At 69.8% G+C, this 25,975-nt stretch carries 21 protein-coding genes and 2 pseudogenes; 6 read left to right on the top strand and 17 right to left on the bottom strand.

Going from position 1 to position 25,975, the window contains the following annotated elements:
* Positions 1–208 precede the first annotated feature (208 nt).
* Together BJ971_RS10345 and BJ971_RS10340 are read right to left on the bottom strand one after the other, a co-directional pair.
* Positions 209–1,381: a CU044_5270 family protein gene (locus BJ971_RS10345; RefSeq protein ID WP_184991947.1), complete on the bottom strand. Its 1,173-nt coding sequence runs from the start codon at positions 1,379–1,381 to the stop codon at positions 209–211.
* A complete protein-coding gene (locus BJ971_RS10340) occupies positions 1,371–1,982 on the bottom strand; it encodes an RNA polymerase sigma factor (RefSeq protein ID WP_184991945.1) in 612 nt (203 codons plus the stop codon). The genes BJ971_RS10345 and BJ971_RS10340 overlap by 11 nt, the downstream gene beginning before the upstream one ends.
* Positions 1,983–2,253: 271 nt before the next feature.
* Between BJ971_RS10340 and BJ971_RS10335 the strand changes: the two genes are divergently transcribed.
* On the top strand, positions 2,254–3,207 hold the full coding sequence (locus BJ971_RS10335; protein ID WP_184991943.1) for an NAD(P)-dependent alcohol dehydrogenase: 954 nt from the start codon (positions 2,254–2,256) through the stop codon (positions 3,205–3,207).
* A gap of 380 nt (positions 3,208–3,587) precedes the next feature.
* Positions 3,588–3,755, top strand: a pseudogene (locus BJ971_RS41065) (transposase); the annotation flags it as partial.
* Here the strand turns inward: BJ971_RS41065 and BJ971_RS10325 are convergent.
* The 10 genes from BJ971_RS10325 to BJ971_RS10280 form a co-directional block, all read right to left on the bottom strand.
* Positions 3,730–5,418, bottom strand: a complete 1,689-nt coding sequence (locus BJ971_RS10325) for an FAD-dependent oxidoreductase (RefSeq protein WP_184991941.1) — start codon at positions 5,416–5,418, stop codon at positions 3,730–3,732. The pseudogene BJ971_RS41065 and the gene BJ971_RS10325 sit on opposite strands and share 26 nt — an antisense overlap.
* Positions 5,415–5,849 (bottom strand): thioredoxin, encoded by a 435-nt coding sequence (trxA, locus tag BJ971_RS10320; protein ID WP_184991939.1) that lies wholly within the window; start codon positions 5,847–5,849, stop codon positions 5,415–5,417. Before trxA ends, BJ971_RS10325 begins: the two co-directional genes overlap by 4 nt.
* Before the next feature lies 1 nt (position 5,850).
* Positions 5,851–8,475, bottom strand: coding sequence for an ATP-dependent chaperone ClpB (gene clpB, locus BJ971_RS10315; RefSeq protein WP_184991937.1), 2,625 nt, complete (start codon positions 8,473–8,475; stop codon positions 5,851–5,853).
* Entirely contained in the window at positions 8,466–8,795 is a 330-nt protein-coding gene (locus tag BJ971_RS10310) for a chaperone modulator CbpM (RefSeq protein WP_184991935.1), read from the bottom strand. The genes clpB and BJ971_RS10310 overlap by 10 nt, the downstream gene beginning before the upstream one ends.
* Positions 8,792–9,772, bottom strand: a complete 981-nt coding sequence (locus BJ971_RS10305) for a DnaJ C-terminal domain-containing protein (RefSeq protein ID WP_184991933.1) — start codon at positions 9,770–9,772, stop codon at positions 8,792–8,794. The genes BJ971_RS10310 and BJ971_RS10305 overlap by 4 nt, the downstream gene beginning before the upstream one ends.
* Positions 9,773–10,315, bottom strand: coding sequence for a nucleotide exchange factor GrpE (locus BJ971_RS10300; protein WP_184991931.1), 543 nt, complete (start codon positions 10,313–10,315; stop codon positions 9,773–9,775). It abuts the gene before it with no gap.
* Positions 10,316–10,321: 6 nt separating this feature from the next.
* Positions 10,322–12,199: a molecular chaperone DnaK gene (gene dnaK / locus BJ971_RS10295; protein ID WP_184991928.1), complete on the bottom strand. Its 1,878-nt coding sequence runs from the start codon at positions 12,197–12,199 to the stop codon at positions 10,322–10,324.
* A 535-nt stretch (positions 12,200–12,734) separates the two neighbouring features.
* Entirely contained in the window at positions 12,735–12,995 is a 261-nt protein-coding gene (locus BJ971_RS10290) for a UBP-type zinc finger domain-containing protein (RefSeq protein WP_184991927.1), read from the bottom strand.
* 85 nt (positions 12,996–13,080) lie between these two features.
* A complete protein-coding gene (locus BJ971_RS10285; RefSeq protein WP_203709043.1) occupies positions 13,081–13,578 on the bottom strand; it encodes a hypothetical protein in 498 nt (165 codons plus the stop codon).
* A 265-nt stretch (positions 13,579–13,843) separates the two neighbouring features.
* On the bottom strand, positions 13,844–15,118 hold the full coding sequence (locus tag BJ971_RS10280; protein WP_239087084.1) for a hypothetical protein: 1,275 nt from the start codon (positions 15,116–15,118) through the stop codon (positions 13,844–13,846).
* A gap of 218 nt (positions 15,119–15,336) precedes the next feature.
* On the opposite strand from BJ971_RS10280, the gene BJ971_RS10275 reads away from it, so the two are divergent.
* Positions 15,337–15,483 (top strand): BON domain-containing protein, encoded by a 147-nt coding sequence (locus tag BJ971_RS10275; protein ID WP_184991925.1) that lies wholly within the window; start codon positions 15,337–15,339, stop codon positions 15,481–15,483.
* Positions 15,484–15,833: 350 nt separating this feature from the next.
* On the opposite strand, the gene BJ971_RS10270 is transcribed toward BJ971_RS10275, so the two are convergent.
* The gene (locus BJ971_RS10270) at positions 15,834–16,859 is read right to left on the bottom strand and encodes a LuxR C-terminal-related transcriptional regulator (protein WP_184991923.1); all 1,026 of its coding nucleotides are present in this window, start codon (positions 16,857–16,859) and stop codon (positions 15,834–15,836) included.
* A 567-nt stretch (positions 16,860–17,426) separates the two neighbouring features.
* Here BJ971_RS10270 and BJ971_RS10265 point away from each other — a divergent pair.
* A pseudogene (locus BJ971_RS10265) lies at positions 17,427–17,560 on the top strand (glutathione-dependent formaldehyde dehydrogenase); the annotation flags it as partial.
* 148 nt (positions 17,561–17,708) lie between these two features.
* Here BJ971_RS10265 and BJ971_RS40595 read toward each other — a convergent pair.
* The 4 genes from BJ971_RS40595 to BJ971_RS10245 form a co-directional block, all read right to left on the bottom strand.
* Positions 17,709–18,674: an AraC family transcriptional regulator gene (locus BJ971_RS40595; RefSeq protein ID WP_203709042.1), complete on the bottom strand. Its 966-nt coding sequence runs from the start codon at positions 18,672–18,674 to the stop codon at positions 17,709–17,711.
* 110 nt (positions 18,675–18,784) lie between these two features.
* On the bottom strand, positions 18,785–18,982 hold the full coding sequence (locus BJ971_RS42485; protein WP_369076783.1) for a helix-turn-helix domain-containing protein: 198 nt from the start codon (positions 18,980–18,982) through the stop codon (positions 18,785–18,787).
* Complete coding sequence (locus tag BJ971_RS10250; RefSeq protein WP_184999371.1) at positions 18,919–19,176, bottom strand: helix-turn-helix transcriptional regulator; 258 nt, start codon at positions 19,174–19,176, stop codon at positions 18,919–18,921. The genes BJ971_RS42485 and BJ971_RS10250 overlap by 64 nt, the downstream gene beginning before the upstream one ends.
* Positions 19,177–20,291: 1,115 nt before the next feature.
* Positions 20,292–21,248 (bottom strand): GlxA family transcriptional regulator, encoded by a 957-nt coding sequence (locus BJ971_RS10245; protein WP_184991921.1) that lies wholly within the window; start codon positions 21,246–21,248, stop codon positions 20,292–20,294.
* A gap of 92 nt (positions 21,249–21,340) precedes the next feature.
* On the opposite strand from BJ971_RS10245, the gene BJ971_RS10240 reads away from it, so the two are divergent.
* Positions 21,341–24,775: an ATP-binding protein gene (locus BJ971_RS10240; protein ID WP_184991919.1), complete on the top strand. Its 3,435-nt coding sequence runs from the start codon at positions 21,341–21,343 to the stop codon at positions 24,773–24,775.
* Entirely contained in the window at positions 24,772–25,959 is a 1,188-nt protein-coding gene (locus tag BJ971_RS10235; RefSeq protein ID WP_184991917.1) for an HDOD domain-containing protein, read from the top strand. Before BJ971_RS10240 ends, BJ971_RS10235 begins: the two co-directional genes overlap by 4 nt.
* The last annotated feature ends 16 nt before the right edge of the window (positions 25,960–25,975 follow it).

Raw genomic sequence — 25,975 nt, 5'->3', positions numbered from 1 at the left:
GCCGGACCCCGTACGGCCCGATGCCGGTCGGCCCTTGAGGCCGTGGAGGAGCTTCCCGCGATGACGGTGGGCACCGACGAACCCGAACGCCTACTCGTCGCCCATGGCATCTTCGCCGGCGAACGATCCTGAACCGGGTTCGAGCGTCTCGCCGAAAGATCTATAGGTGATTGCCCCGGCCTGCGGCCGGGGCAATCACCGGGTGCGGTTACGGGCGCTGGCCGGCCTTGTCGACGATGGCGACCCGCAGCAGCGCGGACTTGTAGATGACCTCGCCCGGCTTCGGCGCCGAAGCCATCATGGTGACCTGGCCGATCCGCCTGGCCTTGTCCAGCGAGGGGACCACCTCCGCGCCGTCGAGGTCGAACTCGGCGCCGATGAGGTTGTGCCCGAGATAGGTGTACGTGGCCGGGTCGAAGACCAGCTCCTCGCGGGTGCCCGCCTCGGTACGGGTCACCGCGACGCCGGCGCGGCCCGCGGCGTCGGTCATGTCGCGGCGCACCTGAACGCCGGGGATCCGCCCGGCGACCCGGAAGGCGGCCTCCTGGACGGCCGGCGAGTGGTTCTTGTACAGGATCTCGGCGATCTGGGAGAACGCGCGCTGGTCGTCGGAGAGCCGCACGAATCCGCGCGGCTTGCGGTCCGTCCGCGCGCCGATGGACACCCACGCCGGCTGGTCGCGGGCGATCTCGTACACGTACGCGAAAAGGCGGTCCGGGTCGGTGGGGATGCGGCCAGGCCGGTAGGCCGGCTCGGGCGTGCAGGCGATCTTGGGTGTGGTCTCCGGCCGGTCGATCGTCTCCGCCTGCCGCCCGTTCTTACAGCCGTCGAGGTGGGTGCGGTCGGATCCCCGCACGACCAGCCCGTCACGGGTGCCGTCCACCGACAGCCAGGTCCGCGTGCGCAGCGGCCCGGAGACCGTGCGCTTGCCGGAAACGATCTTGCCGTCGCGGTTCTCGTTGAGGTCGACCGTCGACTCGACCTCGACGGCGTCGATGAACAGGAACTGGTTCGGCCGGGCGTCCAGCGCCGGGGTTTCGGCGGTGTGCCGCGCCGCCAGCAGCAACACCTGCCCGGCGTCCGGCTGGGCCTGCGGCACGGCATCCGGCCTCGCCGCGACGGGCGGCGCCGGCCGGCCACGCGTGTTGTCGTCGGGCAGATGCCCGGCGACCAGCGCCACGACGAGGGCCGCGGCGGCGACCGCGGGCGTGCCGATCCGCCAGGCCAGGCGCACGCCGCGCATCGACGGCAGCAGCCGCGGCCGGCGGGCCGGGACACGCATGCCGTTCATCACGCGGTGGCGCACCTCGGCCGGCGGCCGGTCCTGCGGCGGGGCAAGGCTCGCCCCGAAGTCCTCGAGAATGGACAGGTCAGACTTCATGATTCTCCTCTGTGATCATGGTCGGATCGAAACCGCGCAGCGCCGAGCGGACCCGGCGCCGGGCCCGGCTGAGCCGGGAACCCACGGTGCCCTGGGGGATGTTCAGCGAGTCGGCGACCTCGTCGTAGCTGAGCTGGCCCCACGCGACCAGCAGCAGCACGTCGCGGTCGCCCGGCGCCAGCTCGGCCAGCGCGGCGGCCAGCGGACCCCGCGCCGCGTCGGCGACCACCCTGGCCGCCACCTGATCGGCGGGGCCGTCCTGCACCGTCTCGTGCGTCGAGCGGGCCATCGCCCGGTAGCGCGCCCGCTCCCGCCGGTGATGGGCGGCCAGCTCCCGGGTGACGATGCCGAAGAGCCACGGCCGGGCGTCCTGGCGGTCCAGGTCGTAGGACGCCCGCCCGCGGAATGCCGCGAGGAACGTCTCCGCCACCACGTCGTCGGCGATCTCCGGACCCACCCGTTGATACGCGTACCGGTACAGCATCGCGGCGTACCGGTCATAGATGGCCGCGAACCGGTCCGGATCCGCCAGCGACGCGCGAATCACCGCGGCGTCGGTGTCGGCGTTGGTCTCGGCCGCCGCCTGACCTACCGCAGCCATGAGTGATCGGGCCGTAGCATAACGTCGAGCTCCTGTCCTCGGGTTACCTTCCACCTAGGTCTATGCGCGAGGCCCGATCCGTCTTCACGCTCATTCTGGCCAGCCTGCACCAGATCCGCGAGGCGACGATGGTACGCAGCGAGCGCGCCGGTGGCGGCAAGTTGAACCCGAGGTCAGGGTGCAGGCACCGGCAGCACCCGACTGCCGCTCTCCCCCGCGGCAGTCCCCGTACCGTCGCGGGAGGACTTCATCGGAGGTTGGGGATGGGCGAATGAGAGCTGTCGTGTACGACCGGTACGGGCCGCCGGACGTGTTGCGGATGGAGGAGGTTCCCACGCCGTCCCCCGTGGCCGGTCAGGTGCTGGTGAAGGTGGCGGCTACCTCGGTGAACCTCAGCGACTGGGAGACCCTGCGGGGCACGCCGCTGTACTCGCGCATCGGCGGACTGCGCACCCCGGCGCGCCGGATCCTCGGCTCGGACATCGCCGGGCGGGTCGAGGCGGTCGGCCCGGAGGTCACCCGGTTCCGGCCCGGCGACGAGGTGTACGCCGACAACCTCGCGCTCAAGGGCGGCTTCGCCGAGTACGCGATCGTCCCGGAGCCGGCGCTGGCCCGCAAGCCCGAGGCGCTGACGTTCGCCGAGGCGTCGACGATCCCGCAGGCGGGCGTGATCGCGTGGCAGGGCACCGCCGGCGCCGGGGCCGGGCACCGGGTTCTGATCAACGGTGCCGGCGGGGGCTCGGGCGCGTTCGCCATCCAGCTCGCCAGGCGGCTCGGCGCGCGGGTGACCGGCGTCGACAACGCGGCCAAGCTCGACTTCATGCGGTCAGTCGGCGCGGACGAGGTGATCGACTACCGGAGCGAGGACTTCACCCGCGGCGGGCCGTACGATCTCGTCCTCGATCTGGTCGCGCACCGGTCCGTGTTCGCCTACCGCCGGGCCCTGGCCCGCGGCGGCCGGTACCGGTGCGTCGGCGGATCCGTCTCGGCGCTGCTGCGGGTGCTGACGGTCGGCACCGTGGCCGGCCGGCTCACGGGCCGGCGCCTCGGCGTGCTCGCCGTCAAGCAGGGTCCGGCGCACTTCGCGCCGGTCGCCGAACTCTGCGCGGCGGGCGAGCTCGCCATCCACATCGGTCGCACAGTCGGCCTCGACGAGGTGCCCGCGGCGCTGGCCGACGTCGGCGAGGGGCGCGCCCTCGGCAAGGTGGTCGTGACCGTTAACTGACCTACAGCGGTTTCTCCGGCACGCGGGTGGGGCGGCCCTTGGCGCAGTCCGGGCGCAGGTCGATTTTCGACATCTACGGACACCGCCTCCCCCACGGCGACCAGACCGCTCTCCGCGCCCTCGATCAGCGGTTGCCCGGCGAGCATGCCGACGTAACGCAGGAATCTGCGCAGACGCGGCGGCCCCGCTCGCGCGCCAGGAAGACCGCGTTCAGCTCTCCCAGGCCGCGTAGGCCGCGATCGCCGCCGACCAGGGTCCAACCCACGGGCAGCAGCTAAGCCAGACCAGGAAACCTCAGGCCCCTCCCGATCGGGGGCCGGATCAGGTGCGCCGCTCCCAAGTGCGGGTCAGAAGGTCGTCGGTGCGGAGCACCGTGCGGGAAGCTGGCCGCCGGGCTGAAGCCGGTCTACACCGCTGCGAACGCCGAAGCGGCCGAGACTGCTCTGCTGGAGCTGGCCGAGTCCGAACTCGGCAAGAAGCACCGGGCAGCCCTCGCGGTCTGGGAACGGGCCTGGGACCGGTTCATTCCGTTCCTGGAGTTCCCGCCAGGCTCGCAGCATCTCCGAACCTGGCTAGGTGGTCATGGATCAGACGAACGGCCATGGACCCCTCGCCGACCGCGGAGGCGACCCGTTTGATCGAGCCGCTGCGGACGTCACCCACTGCGAGGACGCCGGGGCGGCTGGTCTCGAGCATCACCGGCTGCGGTGCGTCGGTGCGCACCTGCGCTCCGGTCAGGACGTAACCGCGCTCGTCCAGGGCGACACTGGATGCCAGCCAGCCGGTGCACGGCTGTGCCCCGATGAAGGGGAACAACAGCGTCGTCGGGACCTCGTACCGCTCACCGGTCCCGGTGTCGCGCACGCCGAGCGCCTGCAGCCGGCCGTCGTCGCCGATCAGCTCGGTGACCTCCGTATGGCGCAGCACTTCGACGTTGGGCCGTCGCTCGATCTGGTCGACCAAATACCGGGACATGTCGCGGTTCAGGTCGTCGTGCCGGATGATCAGTCGTACCTGCGCGGCGTGCTGGGAGAGGAATACCGTGGCCTGGCCGGCCGAGTTGCCGCCACCGACGATCGACACCGGCTGCCGCTCGCAGAAGACGGCCTCCATGAAGGTGGCGGCGTAGTACACGCTGGTGCCCTCGAACTCCGCGAGGCGTGGCACGTCGAGTTTCCGGTACCGCGCGCCGGTGGCGATCACCACCGTCCGGCTCCGCAGCTGTGCCCCGTCGTCGAGGTGCACGATCTGGTCGCTTTCGTCCCATTCGAGGCGTACCGCCTCGGCCGGAACGTTGAGGTCGGCGCCGAACTTCTTCGCCTGCACCACGGCGCGGTCGGCCAGGTCGGCGCCCGAGATGCCGGCCGGGAATCCCAGGTAGTTCTCGATCCGAGAGGATGTACCGGCCTGCCCGCCGGTGGCCACCGCGTCGAGGACGATCGTCGAGAGTCCTTCGGAAGCGCTGTATACGGCGGCGGCGAGGCCGGCCGGCCCCGCGCCGACCACGACGACGTCGCACCTGGCCTCGTCCTGGCAGGAGCGCCGCAGGCCGGCGACCTGGGCCAGTTCCGCGTTCGAGGGGTTGCGCAGCACCCTGTCCCGCCAGATCACCACCGGTGTGTCATTTGCACTGATGGACAGCCGACGCAACAGCTTCTCGGCGCCCGGGTCTTCCTCCAGGTCGATCCAGGTATGCGGAACCCGGTTGCGGGCGGCGAGTTCGCACAGGCGGCGGGTGTCCGGGCTGAACCGCGAACCGACGATCTTGATGCCGGTGATGCTGCCGATCAGCAGTTCCCGGCGGGCTAGAAAACTGCGCAGGATCAGGTCTCCGAGATCGGGCTCCTCGCGGACCACTTCGTGCAGCTCGCGCAGGGGCACCGCGAGAACCTCGCCCGGTTCCTGCGCGACCATCGAGACGAAGGACGGCTGGCCGGTGAGCAGGCCGAGTTCGTCGAGAAATCGGCGCGGGCCGTGCACCCGGACCATCCGGTCTTTCGGGGTGCCGTACCCCTCGATCACCGCGACCTTGCCGGACAGCACGACGAGGAAGTCGCGATCCCGCTGGCCCTCGGCGACAAGCACGTCACCGCGCTGGACCGGCCGCTTCTCGGCGCGCCGGCTCAGCATTTCGATCTGCTCGTCGGACAGGCGGGGATAGGCCCCGGCCACATCCGGTGTCTCGGAGAGCCGCTCCTCGTTCGGGTTCACGCTGCGCTCCGCAGGACCTCGTCGGTCCAGCTGCGCAGGGCCGAAGCGGGTGCGGCGCCGGCCCGGCGCGCCACCACCTTGCCGCCGCGCATCAGGATCAGCGTGGGTACGGCCTGGATCGTGAACCGCTCGGACACCTTAGGCGCCTTGTCCACGTCGACCTTGACCAGCTTGACCTTGCCGGCCAGGTCGCGGGCCACCTGTTCCAGCGCGGGGCTGACCTGCCGGCACGGGCCGCACCAGGTCGCCCACATGTCCACCAGGACCAGGATGTTCGCCCGCTCGGCCACGTCGCCGAAGTCGTCGTCGCCGGCCTCGGCCATCCAGGGCAGCGGCTTGTGGCAGTTGCCGCATTGCGGGATGCCCTCGGCGGCCGCGGGGACCCGGTTCTTACGCCCGCAGTTCGGGCACTCGATCACCTTGCTGTTCACGTCATTCCGCCGGCGAGTTCTCGTAGGTGACCGTCAGCTCGCCGTCGATCACATCCACCCGGATCACCGCGCCGTCCCGGGCGTCCCCGGCGAGCAGCGCCCGGCCGATGCGGGTCTCCACCTCGCGGGCGATGAAGCGGCGCAGCGGCCGGGCGCCGTACACCGGATCGAAACCCTGGCGGGCGATGAACCGCTGTGCCTCGTCGGTGACTTCCAGCGTCATCCGCCGCTCCGACAGCTGCTTGCGCAGCTCGTTGAACATCAGGTCGACGATGCGCTCGATCTCCGGCTGGGTGAGCGGCTTGAACAACACGATGTCGTCGACGCGGTTGAGGAACTCGGGCCGGAAGTGCCGCCGCAGCTCGCCCATGACCAGCTCGCGGCCCTCGGGCTTGATCTCACCGGCGTCGGAGATGCCCTCGAGCAGGTACTGGGAGCCGATGTTCGAGGTCATGATGATCACGGTGTTGCGGAAGTCGACGGTGCGGCCCTGCGCATCGGTGAGACGCCCGTCGTCGAGCACTTGCAGCAGCGTGTTGAACACGTCCGCGTGTGCCTTCTCGATCTCGTCGAAGAGCACCACGGAGTACGGCTTGCGCCGGACCGCCTCGGTGAGCTGCCCGCCCTCTTCGTAGCCGACGTATCCGGGCGGCGCCCCGACTAGCCGGCTCACGGTGTGCCGTTCCTGGTACTCGCTCATGTCGATCCGGACCATGTTGTCCTCGGTATCGAACAACGCCGCGGCCAGCGTGCGCGCCAGCTCGGTCTTGCCGACTCCGGTGGGGCCGAGGAAGATGAACGACCCGATCGGCCGACGCGGGTTCTTGATGCCGGACCGGGCGCGGATGATCGCGTCGGTGACCAGCTGAACGGCCTCGTCCTGTCCGACCACCCGCTCGTGCAGGATCTGGTCCAGGCCCAGCAGCTTCTGGCGCTCGCCCTCGGTCAGCCGGCTGACCGGGATGCCGGTCCACCGGGAGACGATGCCGGCGATCTCGGCCTCGGTGACGACCTCGCGGAGCAGCCGCTTGCCGCTCTGCTTCGCGGCGAGCCGCTGCTCCTCCGCCTGCAGCCGGCGTTCCAGCTCCGGTAGCCGGCCGTGCCGCAACTCGGCGGCCCGGTTGAGGTCGTAGTTGCGTTCCGCCTGTTCCGCCTCGTGCCGGATCTGTTCGATCTCCCGACGCAGCTCCTGGACCCTTCTCAGGGCCTGCCGTTCGGCGTCCCACTGGGCGCGCAGCGCGTCCACTTCGGCGCGCAGGTCGGCGAGTTCCTTGCGGAGCTGGTCGAGTCGGGCCAGGCTCGCGGAATCCTCCTCCTTGGACAGCGCCGCTTCCTCGATCTCCAGGCGGGTCAGCCGCCGGGTGAGCTCGTCGAGTTCCGCCGGCATCGAGTCGATCTCCGTCCGCAGCATCGCGCACGCCTCGTCGACCAGGTCGATGGCCTTGTCCGGAAGGAACCGGTCGGAGATGTACCGGCGGCTGAGAACCACCGCGGCGACCAGAGCCGCGTCCTGGATCTTCACGCCGTGGAAGACTTCCAGCCGTTCCCGCAGACCGCGCAGGATCGAGACGGCGTCCTCCTCGGTCGGCTCCTCGACGAGCACCGGCTGGAAGCGCCGCTCCAGCGCCGCGTCCTTCTCGATGTGCTTGCGGTACTCGTCCAGCGTCGTCGCGCCGATCATGTGCAGTTCGCCGCGGGCGAGCATCGGCTTGAGCATGTTCCCGGCGTCCATCGCACCCTCGGAGCCGCCCCCGGCGCCGACGATCGTGTGCAGCTCGTCGATGAACAACAGGATCCGTCCCTCGGCGGCCTTCACCTCGGACAGCACGGCCTTGAGCCGTTCCTCGAACTCGCCGCGGTACTTCGCGCCGGCCACCAGGGAACTCATGTCCAGGGCGAACACCACCTTGTCGCGCAGTCCCTCGGGCACGTCGCCGTTGGTGATCCGCTGGGCCAGGCCCTCCACGATGGCGGTCTTGCCGACGCCCGGTTCACCGATGAGCACCGGGTTGTTCTTCGACTTGCGGGACAGGATCTGGATCACCCGGCGGATCTCGCCGTCGCGTCCGATGACCGGGTCCATGGTGCCGGCGGCGGCGTCGGCGACCAGGTCGCGGCCGTACTTGGCCAGCGCCTCGTAGGCGACCTCCGGCATCGCCGAGGTCACCCGCTGGTTACCCCGGATCTTCGTCAGCTCCTGGAGGAAGCCGTCACGGGTGAGTCCCGCGTCGCTGAGCAGCCGGCCGGCGGTGGAGCCCCGTCCCTCCTGAAGCATGGCGATCACCAGGTGCTCGACGGAGACGTACTCGTCCTTGAGCCGTTTCGCCTCGCGCTCGGCGGCGTCGAACAGCCGGGACAGGCGCTGGGTGACGAAGACCTGGCCGGGTGCGGCGCCCGGTCCGCTGACCCGGGGACGCCGCTCCAGTTCCGCCTCCACCTGTTCCCGTAGTTTGTCCGGGTCGACGCCGGTCGCCGAGAGCAGCCTGGGCACCAGCCCCTCGGGCTGTTCGATCAGGGCGAGCAGCAGGTGCTCGACGTCGATCTCGGTGTGGCCGAACCGTAGCGCCTTGGTCTGGGCGTCGTGGAGGGCATCCTGCGATTTCTGGGTCAGGCGGTTCAGGTCCACGATCTGCCTCCGGTGCGTCGAGAGGTCGTGACACGAAGTTCACGCTCGAGGGTGGCCACGCGGTCGAGGAGGTCGATCACGAGGCCGAGGGCGGCGTAGTTGATGCCCAGGCTGGCGCGCAGGCGCCGGACGCGGGCCAGAGCGAGCAGTTGGTCGCGGCCGAACCACAGGTTTCCGGCGGCGTCGCGTTCGGGGTCGAGGATGCCCAGCGCGACGAGCCGTTGGACCATCTCCGGGTGCACACCGCCGGTACGACAGAACGTGGTCAGGCTCAGCCGGCCGATCGCGGGCCCCGGTGTCCGGGTGAGGGGGTAGGTCATGGCTGCCTCCGCGGGTCGAAGGTGGAGACCGCGGCGAGTTGCTCGAACAACCGCCGTTCCTCGTCGGACAGCGTGGCCGGGACCATGATCCGGGCCTCGGCGTACAGGTCACCGGGCCGGCCGCGGGGGTGGGGCAATCCCCGTCCCTTGAGCCGCAGCCGGCGGCCGCTGGGCGTACCGGGAGGAATTCGGACCTTCGCCTCGCCACCGGGGATGTCCACCGCGACGGACGCGCCGAGTGCGGCCTCCCAGGGTGCCAGCGGCAGGGTGACGGTGATGTCCCGTCCGTTGACCCGGTACCGCGGGTGCGGTGCCAGCCGTACCACGAGGTAGAGGTCGCCGTCCGTGGCGCCGTCGCCGCCGCGGCCGCCCTGGCCGCGCAGCCGGATCCGCTGACCGTCGGTCACCCCGGGCGGAATCGTCACGTCCAGCGTGCGGCTGCCGTCTGGGCCGGACAGCGTGACGGTCCGGCGCCCGCCGGTGTACGCCTCCTCGACCGCAAGTTCGATCTCGGCCTCTTGGTCCGCGCCCGGAATCGGGCCGAAGCCGCCGCCGCCACGGCCGCCGAACATGCCGCCGAACATGCTCTCCAGGTCGATGTCCTGGAAGCCACCGGACCGGATGTACTCGTCCTCCGCCGGACCGCCGCCGCGACGCGCGCGTCCACCGCCGCCGCCTCGGGCGCGACCGCCGCCGGCTCCCGCGCCCGCCCGCGCGCGTGCCCAGGTCTGCGGATCCACGTCCGGCGGCACCTGGCGGAAGTCCGGGCCGAAGGCGTCGTACCGGCGCCGCTGCTCCGGATCGGAGAGCACGTCGTACGCCTCGGAGATGTCCTTGAACCGCTCCTCCGCACCCGGATCCTTGTTGACGTCGGGGTGATAGGTCCGGGCCAGTTTGCGATACGCCCGCTGCAGGTCGTCCACGCTGACGTCTCTGGAGACGCCTAGCGTGTCGTAGAAGTCGCGCGACGGCGCCATTCAGGCACCCTTCGCCACGACCACCGCGGCGGGCCGCAGCGGGTGCTCGTCGGTGCCGTAACCGGGCCGGACGACCTGCAGGATCGTGCCCGGCGCGGCGTCATCGGCCGGCAGCACGGCCACCGCCTCGTGCCGGCTCGGGTCGAACGGCTCGTTCAGGTCATCGCGCAGTGGATAGCCGAGGTCGGCGAGGACGGCCAGCGCCTGCTGGCGGACGGCCTCCAACCCCGACACGATCGACGACGGTTCGGCGGCGGCGTGCTGCAGGGCGAGCTCCAGATTGTCGAGGACGGGCAGCCATCGCGCCGCCACCCGGGCGCGCTCGTCCTCGCGCTCCCGGTGGGCGTCCCGCGCCATCCGCTTACGCAGGTTGTCGAAGTCGGCCACCGCCCGCCGGTAGCGTTCGTCCGACTGGGCCAGCTGGGCACGCAGTTCAGCGGTCTCGTCGCGAAGCTGTTGGGCTGCACCGTCGGCGGCCGGTTCCGGGGGGCCGGACGGTGCGGCCGCACCGGTCGCCGCCGGCTCCCGTTTCTGATCGGTCATCGTCGGTCACCCGGTCGTGAATTCGGCGTCGATGACGTCGTCGGCATCCTGGCCGCCCGATGAGCCGCCGTCCGCGCCACCGGCCGCCGGGCCGCTGCCGGTACCGAGGCTGTGGTAGACCTGCTGCAGTTCCGCGGTCAGAGAGCGTAGCCGGTCGAGCGGCGCGTCATCCTTGATCGCCTGGCGCGCGTCGTTGACGAGCATCTCGGCGCGGCCTTTCTCGTGCACGGGCACCGCGTCGCCCAGTTCGTTCAGCCGTCGTTCCGTCTGGTACGCCGCCGAGTCGAGCTCGTTGCGGGCGTCGATCATCTCGCGCAGCCGGGAGTCCTCACCACGATGGCGTTCGGCATCCTGAACCATCCGGTCGATCTCCCCCTTGTCCAGGTTCGAGCTCTCACTGATGGTGATGCGCTGTTCGGCGTCGGTGTCCTTGTCCTTGGCGGACACGTTGAGGATGCCGTTGGCGTCGATGTCGTAGGTGACCTCGATCTGTGGCTCGCCACGTGGCGCGGGCCGGATGTTCTCCAGCCGGAACCGGCCGAGCACCCGGTTGTCGTCCGCCTTCTCCCGCTCGCCCTGTAGTACCACCACGTCCACGGCGGGCTGGTCGTCGGCTGCGGTGCTGAAGGTCTCGGTACGCCGGGCAGGAATGGTGGTGTTGCGGTCGATGACCTTCGTCATCACGCCGCCCATGGTCTCGATGCCCAGCGACAGCGGGGTGACGTCGAGCAGCAGGACATCCTTGACCTCACCCTTGATGATCGCGGCCTGCAACGCGGCGCCGAGCGCAACGACCTCGTCGGGGTTCACCGTCATGTTCGGGTCCTTGCCGCCGGTGAGCCGGCGGACCAGCTTCTGCACGGCCGGGATCCGGGTCGAGCCACCGACGAGGATGATCTCGTCGATGTCGTTCGCGGTCACCTTCGCGTCGGACATGGCGCGCTGCACCGGATCCAGGCACCGCTCGACGAGATCGTTGGTGAGGTCCTCGAACTTCGCGCGGGTGATCGTCGTGTTGAGATGCTTGGGACCGTTGGCGTCCGCCGTGATGAAGGGCAGGTTGATCGTCGTCTGGGTGACCGACGACAGCTCCACCTTGGCGTGTTCGGCAGCCTCGAAGAGCCGCTGCAGGGCTTGCGGATCGCTGCGCAGGTCGATGCCGTCGGTACCCTGGAATTCGTCGGCCATGTGGTCGACGAGCCGGCGATCGAAATCGTCGCCGCCCAGATGGGTGTCGCCGGCGGTGGAGCGGACCTCTACCACGCCGTCACCGACGTCCAGAATGCTCACATCGAAGGTGCCGCCACCGAGGTCGAAGACCAGGACTGTCTCGTGGTCCTTCTTGTCGAGGCCGTACGCCAGCGCCGCCGCCGTCGGCTCGTTGATGATCCGCAGCACCTCGAGGCCGGCGATGCGCCCGGCGTCTTTCGTCGCCTGGCGTTGCGCGTCGTTGAAGTAGGCCGGCACGGTGATGACGGCCTCGGTGACACGCTCACCCAGGAACTTCGACGCGTCCTCGACCAGCTTACGCAGCACCAGGGCGGAGATCTCCTCAGGCGCGTAGAGCTTGTCGCGGACCTTGAACCGGACCGCACCCTCAGGCCCGGAAACCACGTCGAACGTCACCGTGTTCAGCTCGCTGGACACCTCGTCGAAGCGGCGTCCGATGAAACGCTTCGCCGAATAGATGGTGCCCTTGGGGTTGAGGATCGCCTGACGGCGGGCCAGCTGACCGACCAGTCGCTCGCCCTGCTCGGTGAATCCCACCACCGACGGTGTGGTCCGTGAACCCTCCGCATTGGCGACGACCGTCGGCTGCCCGCCTTCCACGGTCGCGATCACTGAGTTCGTGGTGCCGAGATCGATGCCGACTGCCTTGGGCATGACGCTCTCCTCCAACATTGCGCGTGGGACTGAGGTATCCGGGCTGCGTCACTCGGGATACACGCCGGCTCGCGGGCTCCGTTCTGCTCCAGAGCACCAGCATCCGCCAAGGGTGTCGATTGGCAATTCTGCCAGTTGATACCCCGCTCGTCCGGCGATTGCGCCCAGACGACATCTGGCCGGCCGTCTGCTCGACGAGGAGAGCCGGACCCGCCGGCCGTCGCCGAGGCAGGTCCGCGGCACCCGGCGCGGGCCGAGCCGCGGGCCGTGGCACAGGCGCGGACCGCATCCGCGACGCGCTCGCCGGCTTCTCCTGAGGCGCAGGCGCGCTTCTACCCTGCCGCGGGCGAGCCGGAGTCGTCCGGTCCGGGCCGAGGGTCGAGACGGGCCCTCACCCGACCGTGGCGCGAGCGGGCCGGCACGGCTGAGGCGCAACGGGTGATCCGGAATCTCACCGGCGTCAAGGGGGTCAGCAATCTCATCATCCAGGTCACCACCCAGGACAGCACGGTGATCCTGACATGCGCGGTTCAGGTCAGACCATCGTCTCGTCCACATAGCACCAGCGCCAGCTCTCCCCGGGCTCGAACGACTGGACGATCGGATGGCCCACGGTATGCGCGTGCGCCCGCGCGTGCCGCATCGGTGACGAGTCGCAGCAGCCGACATGCCCACAGGTCAGGCACAGCCGCAGGTGCACCCACGGCGTGCCCAGACGCAGGCAATCGGCGCAGCCTTCCGGGGTCTGCGGGACGACCGACCGGATCATGACGACGTGCGGGTCGGAGACGGTCATCCTTGTCGACGTCCAGTTCGGCGGCGAGCCGGAAGAACCGTTTCGAACCTGGCGACTCCATAGGTGGGCATGAGGTCGTCCCTCCTCAGCGTCCGGTGCCGTACTGCGGCGGCGGGACGGGGACCGGCGAGGCGACACGGTCCAGCCGGGCCGCGCCGCGGATCATCCCGTCGCGCAGCGAGCGGGTCCGCAGGTGACAAGTCAACACCATCAGCGCGACGAGTTTCACCGCTTCCTCGATCAGCCCGACGCCAAGGAACAGCCACGGCGACGGGTGCAGCAGGTACGCCTCGAGCACCGATGCGCCCAGGACACCCAGCATGCCGCCGGTGAGGAACGTCGAGAACACCAGACCGGCGGTCAGCTCGCCGGTCCCCCGGCGTTCGAACGCCCACGCGACGAAGGTCACCGGCACAAGGAAGCTGCCGAGCAGGACCAGAGTGGGGATCAGGTTGAGGTTGCCGGTGAGGAAGATGACCACCACCGTTGCCGTCCAGAGCGCCATTCCGACGAGGAAGATGCGCAGCCACATCCGGCGTGTCAGCCGCGGGACGCTCTCCTGGTCGCGTACGGCCTCAGCCACGGCGGACCCTCCCGTCGGCTGAGAATATGTTCGTGGGGGACGCGCAACGCGGTCCGTTGCAGACGTGTGACCGCCAGGGACCGTGGTGTATCCGGTCCCTCAGGAATACCGCGTCCCGCGGTCTGCGTCGATTGGCAGCGGTGCGGTGCCCAGCGCCAGTTCCGCGGCGCAGACCAGACGGAAGAATCGGATTTCCACCACGGCGCGATTGGCAGAACTGCCCAGGTGAGAACGGCCTCAGATGCCGGCAAGCTCCAGTAGCCGATCAGCGACCGGACGGCCGCTCCCGCTCATCCGGCTGGCCGGTCCCGTCCGGCCACCCGCGTCCCTGCGGCAGTCCCCGATCCTCCGGCAACCCTGGCCCGTCCGTCTGCCCCCTCTGGTCCGAGCCCTCCGTGTCCGACCCGCCTGTCTCGTCGAGCCAGCCGCCGGGATCGGGGTGGTAGCCGTACGCCGCAGCCCGTACGGTCTCCTCGTCCTCCAACCCCGAACCGATCGCGCCGCCGACCGTGGCCAGTGAGCTGACGATCCAGGCCAGCGTCAGATAGTCGGTGAGTCCGATCGGGGGCTGCAGCGACTGCTCGAGCACCGACGGGCGGATCAGCAGCCATGCGGCGGCCACCGTCCCGGCGAACAGCACCACGTAGGACACCGCGGTGGCCAGGCACAGCGTGAGCACCGTACCGATGTTGAAGAGCCGGGCCAGCTCTGGCGGCGTACCGTGGCCGGGTCTTTCCCAGAGGTCGTGCGCGACGATGAGCCAGGCGATCAGCGACCCGATGCCGAACAACATGATCACCGTCAAGCGCAGTACGCTCAGCGCGTCGCCCATCTGCCAGATGGTGTCAGTGGTGAGCGCGAAGGCCGCGGTGCCGAACGCGACCACCAGAAGCTTGGACAACCCGAGCAGGGCCCGGCCGGGCCGGTTGGCCCGCACCATGCCGATCACCAGCCGCAGCCCGCCCCGCACGCGGGAGGCGACCAGGCCGATCTCGCCATTTTCGCTGTCGTCGAGGATGCGATGGATGGCCGCCATGACGTCCACCAGTTGCTTCAGCGGCTCCGGGTCGCCCGGGGCGTGGCCCGTGCCGGGCCGGTGGAGCAGCTGCTTCACCATGCCGGGGACGACGGCGCGCACCGCTCGCAGCTGGCCGAGGCCGAGCGCGGGCAGCGAGACCACGGCGACCCGGCGGGCAGCCGACGACTGCACCACGATCGGTACGCGCTGCGCCTGCAGCGGCAGGTCGGTCAGGCAGATCGCCACGTCCCAGCCGTCCTGCTCGCGGCGGCGCGCCACATCGGCGAGTAGTGCCTCGACACCCCCGTCACGGCGCGGCGCGATGGAGCCCCATCCGGTCTGGACCTCCCACCGCACGTGGTCGTTCACCCGCTCGTCCAGCAGGCCGGCGAGCTCGGCGGCGAGCCGCTGCGCGACCCGCGCGGGGTAGTCGGGCGGGGTCGCGAGCAGTCCCACCACGATCACCGTCCGGTCGCGGTCGCGCTCGTTCGACGCGTCTTCGTTGTCCGGGTTGCCGGTCATCACCGCTCCTGACGAGTGCCCCAGGGGCATCGTCCCGATGCCGACGGATTTCCCAGGTGTATCGGTCGATGGCCGGAAGGGCGATATCTACCGCCGTGGGGGTGAGCCCAACTCATCCGTCTCCAGCCGACAGTCGGCCCGTTCGTACGTGGCCGAGGGAGGAACCGACGTTGCCATCGCACTAGCCCAATCAGACCGACGAGGACATCCAACGTTAAGTGCTGCTCGAGCTGACGGGAGACGCAAGAACCGCGCCGAACGAGATCGCGGTCGAGAAAGGGGTGGTTCCGCTCACCGGGAACGTGGACACCTTCACCAAGAAGCGGGCCGCCGAGCGCGCGGCACTACGGGTCCCCAGCAGCTAGAGGGCCCAGCGACGTGCTGAAGAACGTCTCAACCAGGTCGCTGCCAAGCATACTCGGCCGGGTAAAGGTATCCAGCTCAACCACCTTTCGAGAGGCAACCTTCGAGCGGATGCACCCGAGCCGGAACGGCCGGGACGCCGTCCCAGCCGGATCCGCGTTCCCGCCGCTGACCGACCGCGAGCTGACCGTGCCGCGTCATCTGCAGGGCCCGGCACCGGAAGCTGCGCCGTCAGACACGGCGCGTCGGACAGTTCGAGTACACGGTCATGCCCCCCGCCAGATCGAGATATAGGAGGACTGACGCCGGCCGCGCCGACGGCGTACCGATTGGCGGAAATGCCAATCATGGGTCACTCGGCGACGTCGGTCAGCTGGTGCGGAAGATACAGCGCCAGATGTAAAGATCGGACCGCGGCGACCGTACGGGTGGGCGCGTCGAGCTTCGCCCGAATGTGTTCCATATGTGCGGCCACCGTGCGTTCGGTGATGAAGAGAGCGTGGGCGATGGACTGATTCGTCCGACCGTCTATGACGAACCCTAGTACTTCCAATTCCCGGTGGGTCAATCCGAGCAGGTCCCCTGGAGGAGAGACCAGAATGAGCGCGACGAAGTAGTTGGGTGCCTGCGGCGGACAGGCGATCGCGGTGATCCGTAGGTAATCGTCGCGCCCGCGAGGATCCGGCCATAGAAAAGCCGTGTGAATCCTTCGCTGAGTCAATTTCGCGAGAGCGGTGAGGACGACCCGGGAATTCTGGGTGAGTAGCGGATGCACGGGCATTCCCGGCAGCCGGCACACCGTGCCATTACGACCGACCACACTGCCGGCCCGGGCATCCCCGACGAGCGCGGCCAGGCCCGCGATAGTGGTCATCGGGTCGATTGCCGCCGAGATCATGGGGGCGATGATGCCGATCACGTCGCGCGCCGCATCGCTGGGACGCGCCGGAGAATCCGTGAACATCGTCATGACGCCCAGATGCCGACCGTCCCGGGCGACCAGCGGCACGCCGATACCCTCGCGGTATCCGGCCGGCCACCAGCGCTGAGCCCAGGACGGTATCTCCGCCGGCGGAACCGGGACGTCGCGCAGGCACAGCGGACGGGTCCGCCGGAAAAGCCCGAATGCCTCGACCTGCTCATTGAAGTCGCTCGACTCGAGATAGGCGCGGTTCACCGCGTCGTGCCCGACCGCGGTCAAGGTCTGGTATCTGTTCCGCCCCGTGTCGAAGACACCCAGCCAAGCGGCCTCGAACGGTACGACGACTCTGATCGGCGCCCACAGCTCGTCCAGCGGACAGCTCGAACCGCCCGTGCCCGCCGTGACACGGTTGATCTCCACCGCGAGATCCAATGCGCTCGGCGTCGTTGCCGTCATCGTCCGCTCCTCGCCGATCGGGTTCGTGGAACGTCACGTCATCGGTGCACCACAGCCTCGGGCGATCGATGGCGAGCGGGGCCGCATACCCGGGCAGAACCCACGCAAACCCTCCGGGCGGCGGCGCCTGTCGGACACATCACGGTCTTCCGAGGTTGGTGACGAGATAGACGGCCACCGCGAGGACTCCGGCGCCGAACGCATACGACAACGGCACGTGGCCAAATGCCGCGCGCCGGCCGGCTGTCGGCGGCTGCGACGTCCGGAACATCTGAAGCCGAGACGCGGATCGTCGTCGCGACCTTTATGAACAACCTCGGTGCAATTGACCGAACAACCCCCTCACTCCGGCCGGGTCGTCGGCCGAAGCTCGGTCCCGCAGGGCGCGCTCAACCTACCGGCGCCCAGCGAGTACCCGGAGCCGCCGGTATTAATCATCGAACTTTATCCGTCGCTGGCCAGAGTGGCGGGCCGCCCACCCTTCCGTCCGCCGGCCGGATGGCGCGCCGCTTCGCGGGCCGCGGGGAGCCACTCGAGGATCTTCAATCTGACGGGAGGCGTGCGGCCATACGAGCGCTCACCTGGCAGGGCACCGGCGAGGTGTCCGTCGAGACCGTGCCAGACCCCAAGATCCAAGAGCGACCGATGCCATCGTCCGGATGACCTCCACCGCCATCTGCGGCTCCGACCTGCACCTGTACGCCACCGTGACGGCAATCCGAACGCCATAGCTCCACGCGGGGGCACATCGACGGAGGCGACCTGCGGAAACAGGTTGCGAGACAGGCGCTCACGTCGGTGACGGCCGTTGTCGGAGAGGGCTGGTTTTTGACACTCCTGGCGATGGGTTCAGCTGTGCAGGGTGTGGTGGGGTGAGTGGCCGTAGGTGGCGCGGTAGTAGCCGGCGAACCGGCCGAGGTGTCCGAAGCCCCAGCGGCGGGCGATGGTGGCCACGTCGTCGCCGTGGGTGGGGTCGGCGTTCTGCAGGTCGTGGTGGGCGTGGGCCAGCCGGACCTGGCGAAGGTAGAGCATCGGGGTGGTGCCCAGGTGGCGCTGGAAGCCGGTTTGCAGGGCGCGGACGTCGGTCCTGGCCGCGGCGGCGATGTCGGCCAGCGTCATGGGTTGGGCGGGGTTGGCGTCGATGTACGCCGCGGCCCGGCGGATCGCGGCCGGGTAGGCCCGGCGCAGGCGGTCGCCGGCCGGGTCGTTGTTGTGGGGGAATGCGACCAGCGCGGTGCCGGCGATCGCGTCGATCACGCCTGCCCGAACGAGGGGGTGCGCCAGGGCGGTGTCCGGTTCCTGCAACGCCTGGCAGACGTACTGCATGGTGGCGCGGAAATAGAATCCCAGCGTGGGGGAGGTCGGCGTCATCGCGGTGAACCGGAACCGGTCCGGGTTCGCCCCGGCGCGGGCCGCGACCAGTCCGACGGGCAGCCGCAGGAGCAGGGTGTCAAGGTCGCGGGCGGTCGCGGTGAACGTCTGGCCCACCGGATAGAGCAGGGTGTCGCCATCGGCCAGCTCGACGTGCCGGGCTCCGGCGCGGACGTCGACCTGACCTTGGTCGGTGGCGACGAAACACAGGTAGTCGACGGATGGGCACTCCAACTTTATGTCCATCGGCGTGGTCACCGCGTCTAGCGCCAGCGGCCCGGCGGTGATGGTGCGCTGCCGGTAGTAGAACGTGTCCTGGTCTCCGGAGATCCTCATCCGGGTGTCGGAGTAGGTGGCGCGCACCAACTCGACGGCCTGCTCCAGATCGTCGGTAGCCACCTCGAAGCGATGCACCAGTCCGGCGTTGCTATCGGCGGCGTGCATGGGTCTCCTTTTCGAACACGGTAGGTGCTCCCCGGTTGCCCTCCGGTGCTTCACCGGTGCGGTACGCACCGCCGAGGTTCCACTCTGTCGTGTGCTGCGTGCGGTGCTGCTCAGTGGTGCAGGGTGTCCGCGGGTGGGCACCCGTAGACGGCGCGGTAGTAATCGGCGAACCGGCCGAGGTTACCGAAGCCCCAGCGGCGGGCGATGGCGCCTACTCCGTCGCCGTGGGTGGGGTCTGCGTTCGTCAGATCGTGGTGGGTGTGGGTGAGCCGGACCCGGCGCAGGTAGCGGGCGGGGGTGGTGTCCAGATGGCGGCGTAAGCCGTAGCGCAGGGCGTGGACGCTGATCCCGTCGCCGCGGCGATGTCGGCCGGGGTGAGCGGCTGGTCGGGGTGGGCGTCGATGAACGCGACCGCGCGGCGCACCGCGGTGGGAAGAATCCGCCCGGGGTGGGTGTCGGGGTCGCCGGTAGGCGGGAACGCGGCCGGCACAGCGGGGACCACGACATCCATCGCGGCGGCCAGGACCAGGGGTGGGTCAGGGCGGCGTCAGGGTCCTGCAGGACCCGGTGCAGGTAGTGCAGGGTGGCGCGCACGTGGCGGCCCATCGCGGTCGAGGTCGGCGTCATCGCGGTGAGGCGAAACGTGTCGGCCTCCAGGCCGGCGCGGGCGGCGAGCGGCGCCACCGGCAGGCGCAGAATGCGCATGTCCGCGTCGCGGGTGCTCGCGGTGACCGTTCTTCCCACCGGGCAGGCGACGGTGTCCCCGGCACCCGACTGCACCTGCTCCGTGCCGACGCGGAAGCTGGCCTGGCCACCACCGGCGGTGGCTACCCATAGGAAGTCGTACGGGGGGCAGTCGGCATCGATGCCGATCGTGCTGGTGACCGCGTCCATCGTCAGCAGCCCGGCCGTGGCGAAGCGCTGTTCGTAGCGGAACGGATACTGCGGGTCGCAGATCCTCGTCCGGATGCCGGCGTAGGTCGCACGGATGATCTCGACGGCCTGCTCCGGATCGTCGGTGACCTGATCGAAACGGTGCACCGGGACGACATCACCCGGCCGGGAACCCTCAGCAGCAGAAACCATCACGGTTCCTCTCCGCAGATCACACAGCGGTCAGGCTCGACCCATTTCCTATCCGAGGCGCCTGCTGGCAGGGGCCACGCCCACTCCCACCGCATACGCCGACAAGAATTTCCTCTCCCCCGGCATCCTATGTGAAGTGCCCAGACATACACCGCCGTCACCGCACTCCACCCAGGACCATACGGCGCATCCCCGACAGAATCGGGCCTCCAAGATGTTCGGAACGCCGTCACCGTGACGCCCATCCGAACGCCAAAAGTGCGCCCTGACCGGCCAATGTTCGCGCTACCTGCGGAAACAGGTTGAGACAGCCACTTACCCGCGCACCAGGCACACAGGTACTCGTCCGATAGGCCTGTCCGGCACGTCGCTGGCTACGCCGCCGTCGCTCTCGCGCACCCCGGTACCAGGCCTAGGCGAGCCTGGCCCAGCAGATGCGGACTGCGATGCAGAGCCGCACCGTCCTCGAACAGCCAAGGGCATCATCATGGCGACCCGGTCATGACGCCGCTTTCCCCCGGCCGGGGCGGCTCACACCGAGTGTGACCGGAATGTTCCGCGGTACGCGTGCGGGGTGGTGCTCAGCCGCTGGGCGAAGTGATGCCGCAGGGTGGCCGCGCTGCCGAAGCCGGTCCGCTCGGCGATCGTGTGCATGCCGAGGTCGGAGTCCTCGAGTAGCCGGCGGGCGAGCAGCAGCCGCTGGTTGGTGAGCCAGTCGTGCGGGGTCGCGCCGGTCTCGCTGCGGAACTTGCGGGCGAACGTGCGCGGCGCCATGTGGGCGAACTCGGCCATCGTGTCGACGCTGTGCGGCTGGTCCAGCGTGCCGAGCACCTGGGTGAGCACCGGCTGCAGCGTCTCGCACCGAACCGGTTGCAGCGGGGTCTCGATGAACTGCGCCTGGCCGCCGTCGCGGTGCGGCGGCACGACCAGCCGCCGGGCGAGGGCGGTGGCGATCGCGGTGCCGTGCTCCTGGCGTACGAGATGCAGCCCGGCGTCCAGGCTCGCGGCCGTGCCCGCGCTGGTCAGGATCTTGCCGTCCTGGACGTAGAGCACATCGGGGTCGACCTTGGCGGCCGGGTAGCGCTGCGCCAGTTCGTCGGCGTGCCGCCAGTGCGTGGTGCAGCGGCGGCCGTCGAGCAGGCCGGCCTCGCCGAGCGCGAACGCGCCGGTGCACACGCTCATCACCCAGGCGCCGCGCTCGTGCGCCCGGCGCAGCGCCCCGATCACCTCGGGGTCCACCGCATAGCCGTGGTGGTAATAGCGGGCGACGGCGACCAGGTCGGCCGCCTCGACCCGGGACAGGTCGTGCTTGACGCTGATGTCGAAGCCGGTGCGGGTGGGCACCGGTCGCCCGTCGAGCGAGCAGACGGCGAAGTCGTAGCTGGGCAGGCCCTCGGCGGTGCGGTCGAACCCGAACAGCTCGCAGAGCACGCCCAGCTCGAAGGGCGCGACCTTGGGGAGGGCGAGCACGGCTACGTTGCGGAGCATGTGACTCAGCGTAGCGCGGTTGGCAGGATATTAAATGCGTATGGCATCTCCGCCACTGTCAACCATGGGTGATCGTGAGAAGACTCTGTGTTATGACACTCAGCGTTCTCATCTTCTTCCTGCTCATCACCCTCGCATCGATGGCCGGCAAGGTCGCGTACTCCCGCGACAGCGCCGACAGGAAACGGCTGGCCGCCACCTCGCGCAGGCGCCGCGCCGAGAACGTGGTGATCCTCGTCGGGACGGCCGCCGCCTGCCTGGCCGGCTTCGGGTACACCGACCGTCTGCCGCTGTCGTTCGTGCTGCTCGGCTGGAGCGTCCTGGTGGCCACCCTGATCTCCTGGCCGTTCGTACTGCTGCACAACTGCGTGGTCACCGTCATCGCGGTGCGATACACCCTCGACGGGTCCGGGCCGTTCGCGCACGTCACCGAGCCCATCGTGCAGGTCGCCATCGTCCTGCTCTTCCTCGCCCTGGTCATCGTGGTCGGGCTCGCGCTGGCGCTGGGCCGCGACGAACGGGCCGCGCTGGTCGTCGCGCTCGCCCGGGGAAAGGCCGAACTCGTCACCGAACAGGAGCGCACCGCCGCGCACTCCGCTCTGCTCGCCGCGATCATCGACACGATGGCCGGCGGACTCATGGTGGTCGAACCCGACGGCTACGTGTCTCTGCGCAACCCCGCCGCCACTGAGCTCCTGGGGCCCTTCCGCAACATCCGCAACACCGGGTTCCGGCACCTCCACCTCGACGGCACCCCGTACGCGATCCACGAACGCCTCTCCACGCGGGCCATGGGTGGCGAGAACGTCCGCGGCGAGGACGTACTGGTCCAACAGCCGGGCACCGGCCACGAACACATCGTCCGGGTCAACGCCTCCCCCCTGCCGCGCCCCGACGGAACCTGCAGCGCGGTCGTCCTCGTCCACGACGTGACCGCCGAACGCCGGCACCGCGACGAGCTGACCAAATTCGCCGGCGTCGTCGCGCATGACCTGCTCAACCCTCTCGCCTGCTTCTGTGGCTGGACCGCCGCAGCCCGGGACTCGCTGTCCGACCTACCGCCGCACCCCGGCCTCGACCAGGCCCTCGACGACCTGGCCCGGTCCGACCGGGCCGCCGCGCGCATGCGCGAGCTCATCGACGGCCAGCTCGCGTACGCCACCGCCCACAAGGGCGAGGTCTCCCCGGTCCCGGTGGACCTGACCGCGCTCGCCGCCGACATCGCCGTCGCCCGGTCCGACTCGGCGGTGGCGGTCGGCGAACCGGAGCCCCGGTTCACGGTAGGTGACCTGCCGCCGGTGCAGGCCGATCCGGTGCTGCTGCGCCAGCTGATGGACAACGTGATCGGGAACGCGATCAAATACACCAGTCCGGGCACCGCTCCGGCCCTGACCATCACCGCGTCCCGCACCGGCGACACCGTGATGATCTGTATCGCCGACAACGGCATCGGGATACCGCCAGGGCAGCACGAGGCGATCTTCGAAAACTTCCATCGCGCGCACCCGGACAGCGGATACCACGGCACCGGCCTCGGCCTGGCCATCTGCAAGCGGATCGTGGAACGCCACGGCGGCACCATCGCCGCATCGGACAACCCGGGCGGCGGCTCGTGCTTCACGTTCACCCTGCCCGCCGCGGCGGCCACGGCAGGCGGACCGGTGCTCGCGCGGGCCAGGCGGTTGCCGGCTGGTGACCGCTGGCACAAAGCCGGCGCAGCGGGGTCGCAGCGCGCAGCGCGGGCACGGGCGGCGGGAACCAGGCTGCTCAAAGACGCCTGCCGGGCCGGCGGCGAGATCGCGCTCGACCTGCGGCTCCGTCGAGCCGACGGCGTGTACCGATGGTTCCGGCTCCTCGGCGCCCCGGCCCGCGACGACCACGGGCGACCGGTCAAGTGGTTCGGTGCGGCTACCGAGATCGACGAAAGGGAGGCAGCGGAACCACTCGACCGTGCGCAGCAGGAGGCCGTGACGCTGCTTGAGACAGTCCAGTCGTGCGCTCCGATCGGCTGGGGCTTCGGCGACCGCGAGTTCCGCTACGTCCGGGTCAACGAGCGACTGGCCGCGATCAACGGTGTGCCGGCAGAGGATCACGCCGGCCGCCAGATCGCCGAGGTCGTGCCGGACTACTGGCCCCACATCGAGCCGGTGTACCGCCGGGTGCTGGAGACCGGTGAGCCGGCGAGTCACCGCGCCGTGACCGCAGCGACCACTGCCGGGCCTGCGCGGTGGCAGGTCAATTACTACCCGTTGCGGGTCGCCGGCGAACTAGTGGGAGTTGGTTTCGTGGTCGTGGACCTCACCGAAATCACCGCCGCCGAGGCGTTCCGCGCCGCGGTGATGGATCACATGGCGGAAGGGCTGTTCACCACTGACGACGAGGGCCGGGTGAACTCTGTCAACCGAGCAGCGACCGAAATGCTCGGCTGGACGGAGAACAAGTTGATGGGCCGCTCACTGCACGACGTGGTGCACAGCGCGCCGGACGGGAACGGGCACTCCGCGCAGGAATGCCCCCTGGCGGTGTCCGGGGCGGACGGCGAGCAGGCCGGTGACTGTGAGGACCGGTACGTCCGCAACGACGGCAGCGTCCTGGAGGTCGCCCACTCGGTTTCCCCGCTGCCCGTCGGGGCGCCGGTGGCCGGCACCGTCGTCGTGTTCCGCGACATCACCGATTTGAAGCAGCGGCAACGCCTTCAGATTGAAGGCAGCCACCACCAGAAGCTGGAGGCGCTCGGCCGGCTTTCCGCCGGGCTGGCGCACGAGATCAATACACCGATCCAGTTCGTCGGGGACAACACGCGTTTCCTCGCCGAGGCGTGCCAGACGATGCTGGAACTGCTGCTGGTCTACCGCGAGTGCATGGGAGTGGACTCGGAGGGCCGGCTGCCGTGGGAGGAGCGAAAGCGACGGGCACAGGAGGCCGAGGCGAAGGCGGACATCGAGTATCTCGCGGAGGAAGTGCCTGGCGCCGTCGAACAGAGCCTCGAGGGCATCGACCGGGTCGCCTCCCTGGTGCGGGCGATGAAGGCGTTCAGCTACAAGGACACCACGGAGCACTCGTACGCCGACCTCAACGAGGGGATCCGCACGACCGTCATCGTGGCGCGCAACGAGGTCAAGTACGTCGCCGACGTGGTCCTGGACCTCGGTGAGCTGCCGGACGTACTGTGCAATCTCGGCGACCTCAACAAGGTCTTCCTCAACCTTCTCGTCAACGCGGCGGATGCGATGCCGGAAGGCGGCAAGCGCGGCGAGATCAAGCTCACCACCCGGGTCGAGGGACCGATGGTGGTGCTCAGCTTCGCCGACAACGGCACCGGGATCCCGGAGGAGATCCGGAAGACCATCTTCGATCCGTTCTTCACCACCAAAGAGGTCGGCAAGGGCACCGGCCAGGGCTTGGCGCTGGCCCGTGCCGTCTGCGAGAAGCACGGCGGCACCATCGAGGTGAACTCCGAGGTCGGCGTCGGTACCGAGTTCGTCCTGAGGCTGCCGATCTCCGGCAAGCGGGGCGGCCCCGCATGACCAAGCCCAAGGTGCTGTTCGTCGATGACGAGCCGCGCATCCTCGACGGCCTCCGCCGGTCCCTGCGGGGCAAGCGCACCGAGTGGGACATGTCCTTCGCGCCGGGCGGCGAGCCCGCGATCGAGCTGCTGGCCGGGGCGAACCACGACGTCATCGTCTCCGACATGCGGATGCCCGGCATGGACGGCGCCGAGTTGCTGACCCGCGTCAGCACGCAGTACCCGGAAGTTGCCCGGGTCGTGCTCTCCGGGCAGGCCGAGGCGAAGGCCGCGATCCGGGTGGCGATCTGCGGGCACCGCTTCCTCACCAAGCCGACCGAACCGGAGACACTGACCGGCGTCATCGATCAGTTGATCGTGAAGACGTCGCGGGCGCACGGATCTCAGGCTCGCCGCATCGCGGGCACGGCCCGGGCGCTGCCGACGCTGCCGGAACAGGTCGCGGAGCTCAGCGCCGCCCTCACCGAGCAGGACTGCGACGCCGGCCGGCTGCCGAACGCCGTGGCCCTCGACGCCGGCCTCACGGCGAAGCTGCTGCAGCTGTCCAACTCCATGTTCTTCGGCTCCCGGCCGAAGAACGCGGGGATCGCGGCGGTGGTCACGGCGATGGGTGTGCCCACCATTCAGGCACTCGTGGCCGCGACCGCCCACCACTGGTCGCCGACGACGTGGGACCCGGCGACCGAGGACTATCTGCGAACGATGTGGCGCCACGCGGTGGCCACCGCGGCCCTGGTGGAGACGGTGGCATCCCCCGCACACCGGCCGTATGCGCATGCCGCGGCCCTGCTGCAGGACATCGGTGCCCTCGCCGCGCTGGCCGGCGTCGCCAGCGGCATGCCGCACGACGTCGACCTGGCCGATCGCCGGTGCGACGGGGTCCCGTTGCGGGAGGTCGGCGTCGAGCTGATGCACCTCTGGGGATTGCCGACGCCCGTGGCGGCCGCGGTGGCCGAACGGGACGCACCGCACGAGGCGGCCGCGGCGGGTCTTGGTGTCACCGGCGCGGTACGCATCGCTCATCTGCTCATTCAGTGCACCGAGGCGCGCGATCCCGCCGACGGCACTCACGACGAGGAGCTCCAGGTCCTCCTCACGCACCCGCAGATGGCTGCCCGGCCGTGCGACTGGACCGCCGCGGCGCACACCGCATCCGAACGAGCCAGCACGTTGCTGGCTGTCTAACCACCGGAGGGGAATC

Source organism: Amorphoplanes digitatis, assembly GCF_014205335.1.
Taxonomy (GTDB): domain Bacteria; phylum Actinomycetota; class Actinomycetes; order Mycobacteriales; family Micromonosporaceae; genus Actinoplanes; species Actinoplanes digitatus.
The sequence above is the reverse complement of the archived record's forward strand: the minus strand, read 5'-3'. Positions and strand labels throughout refer to the sequence as shown.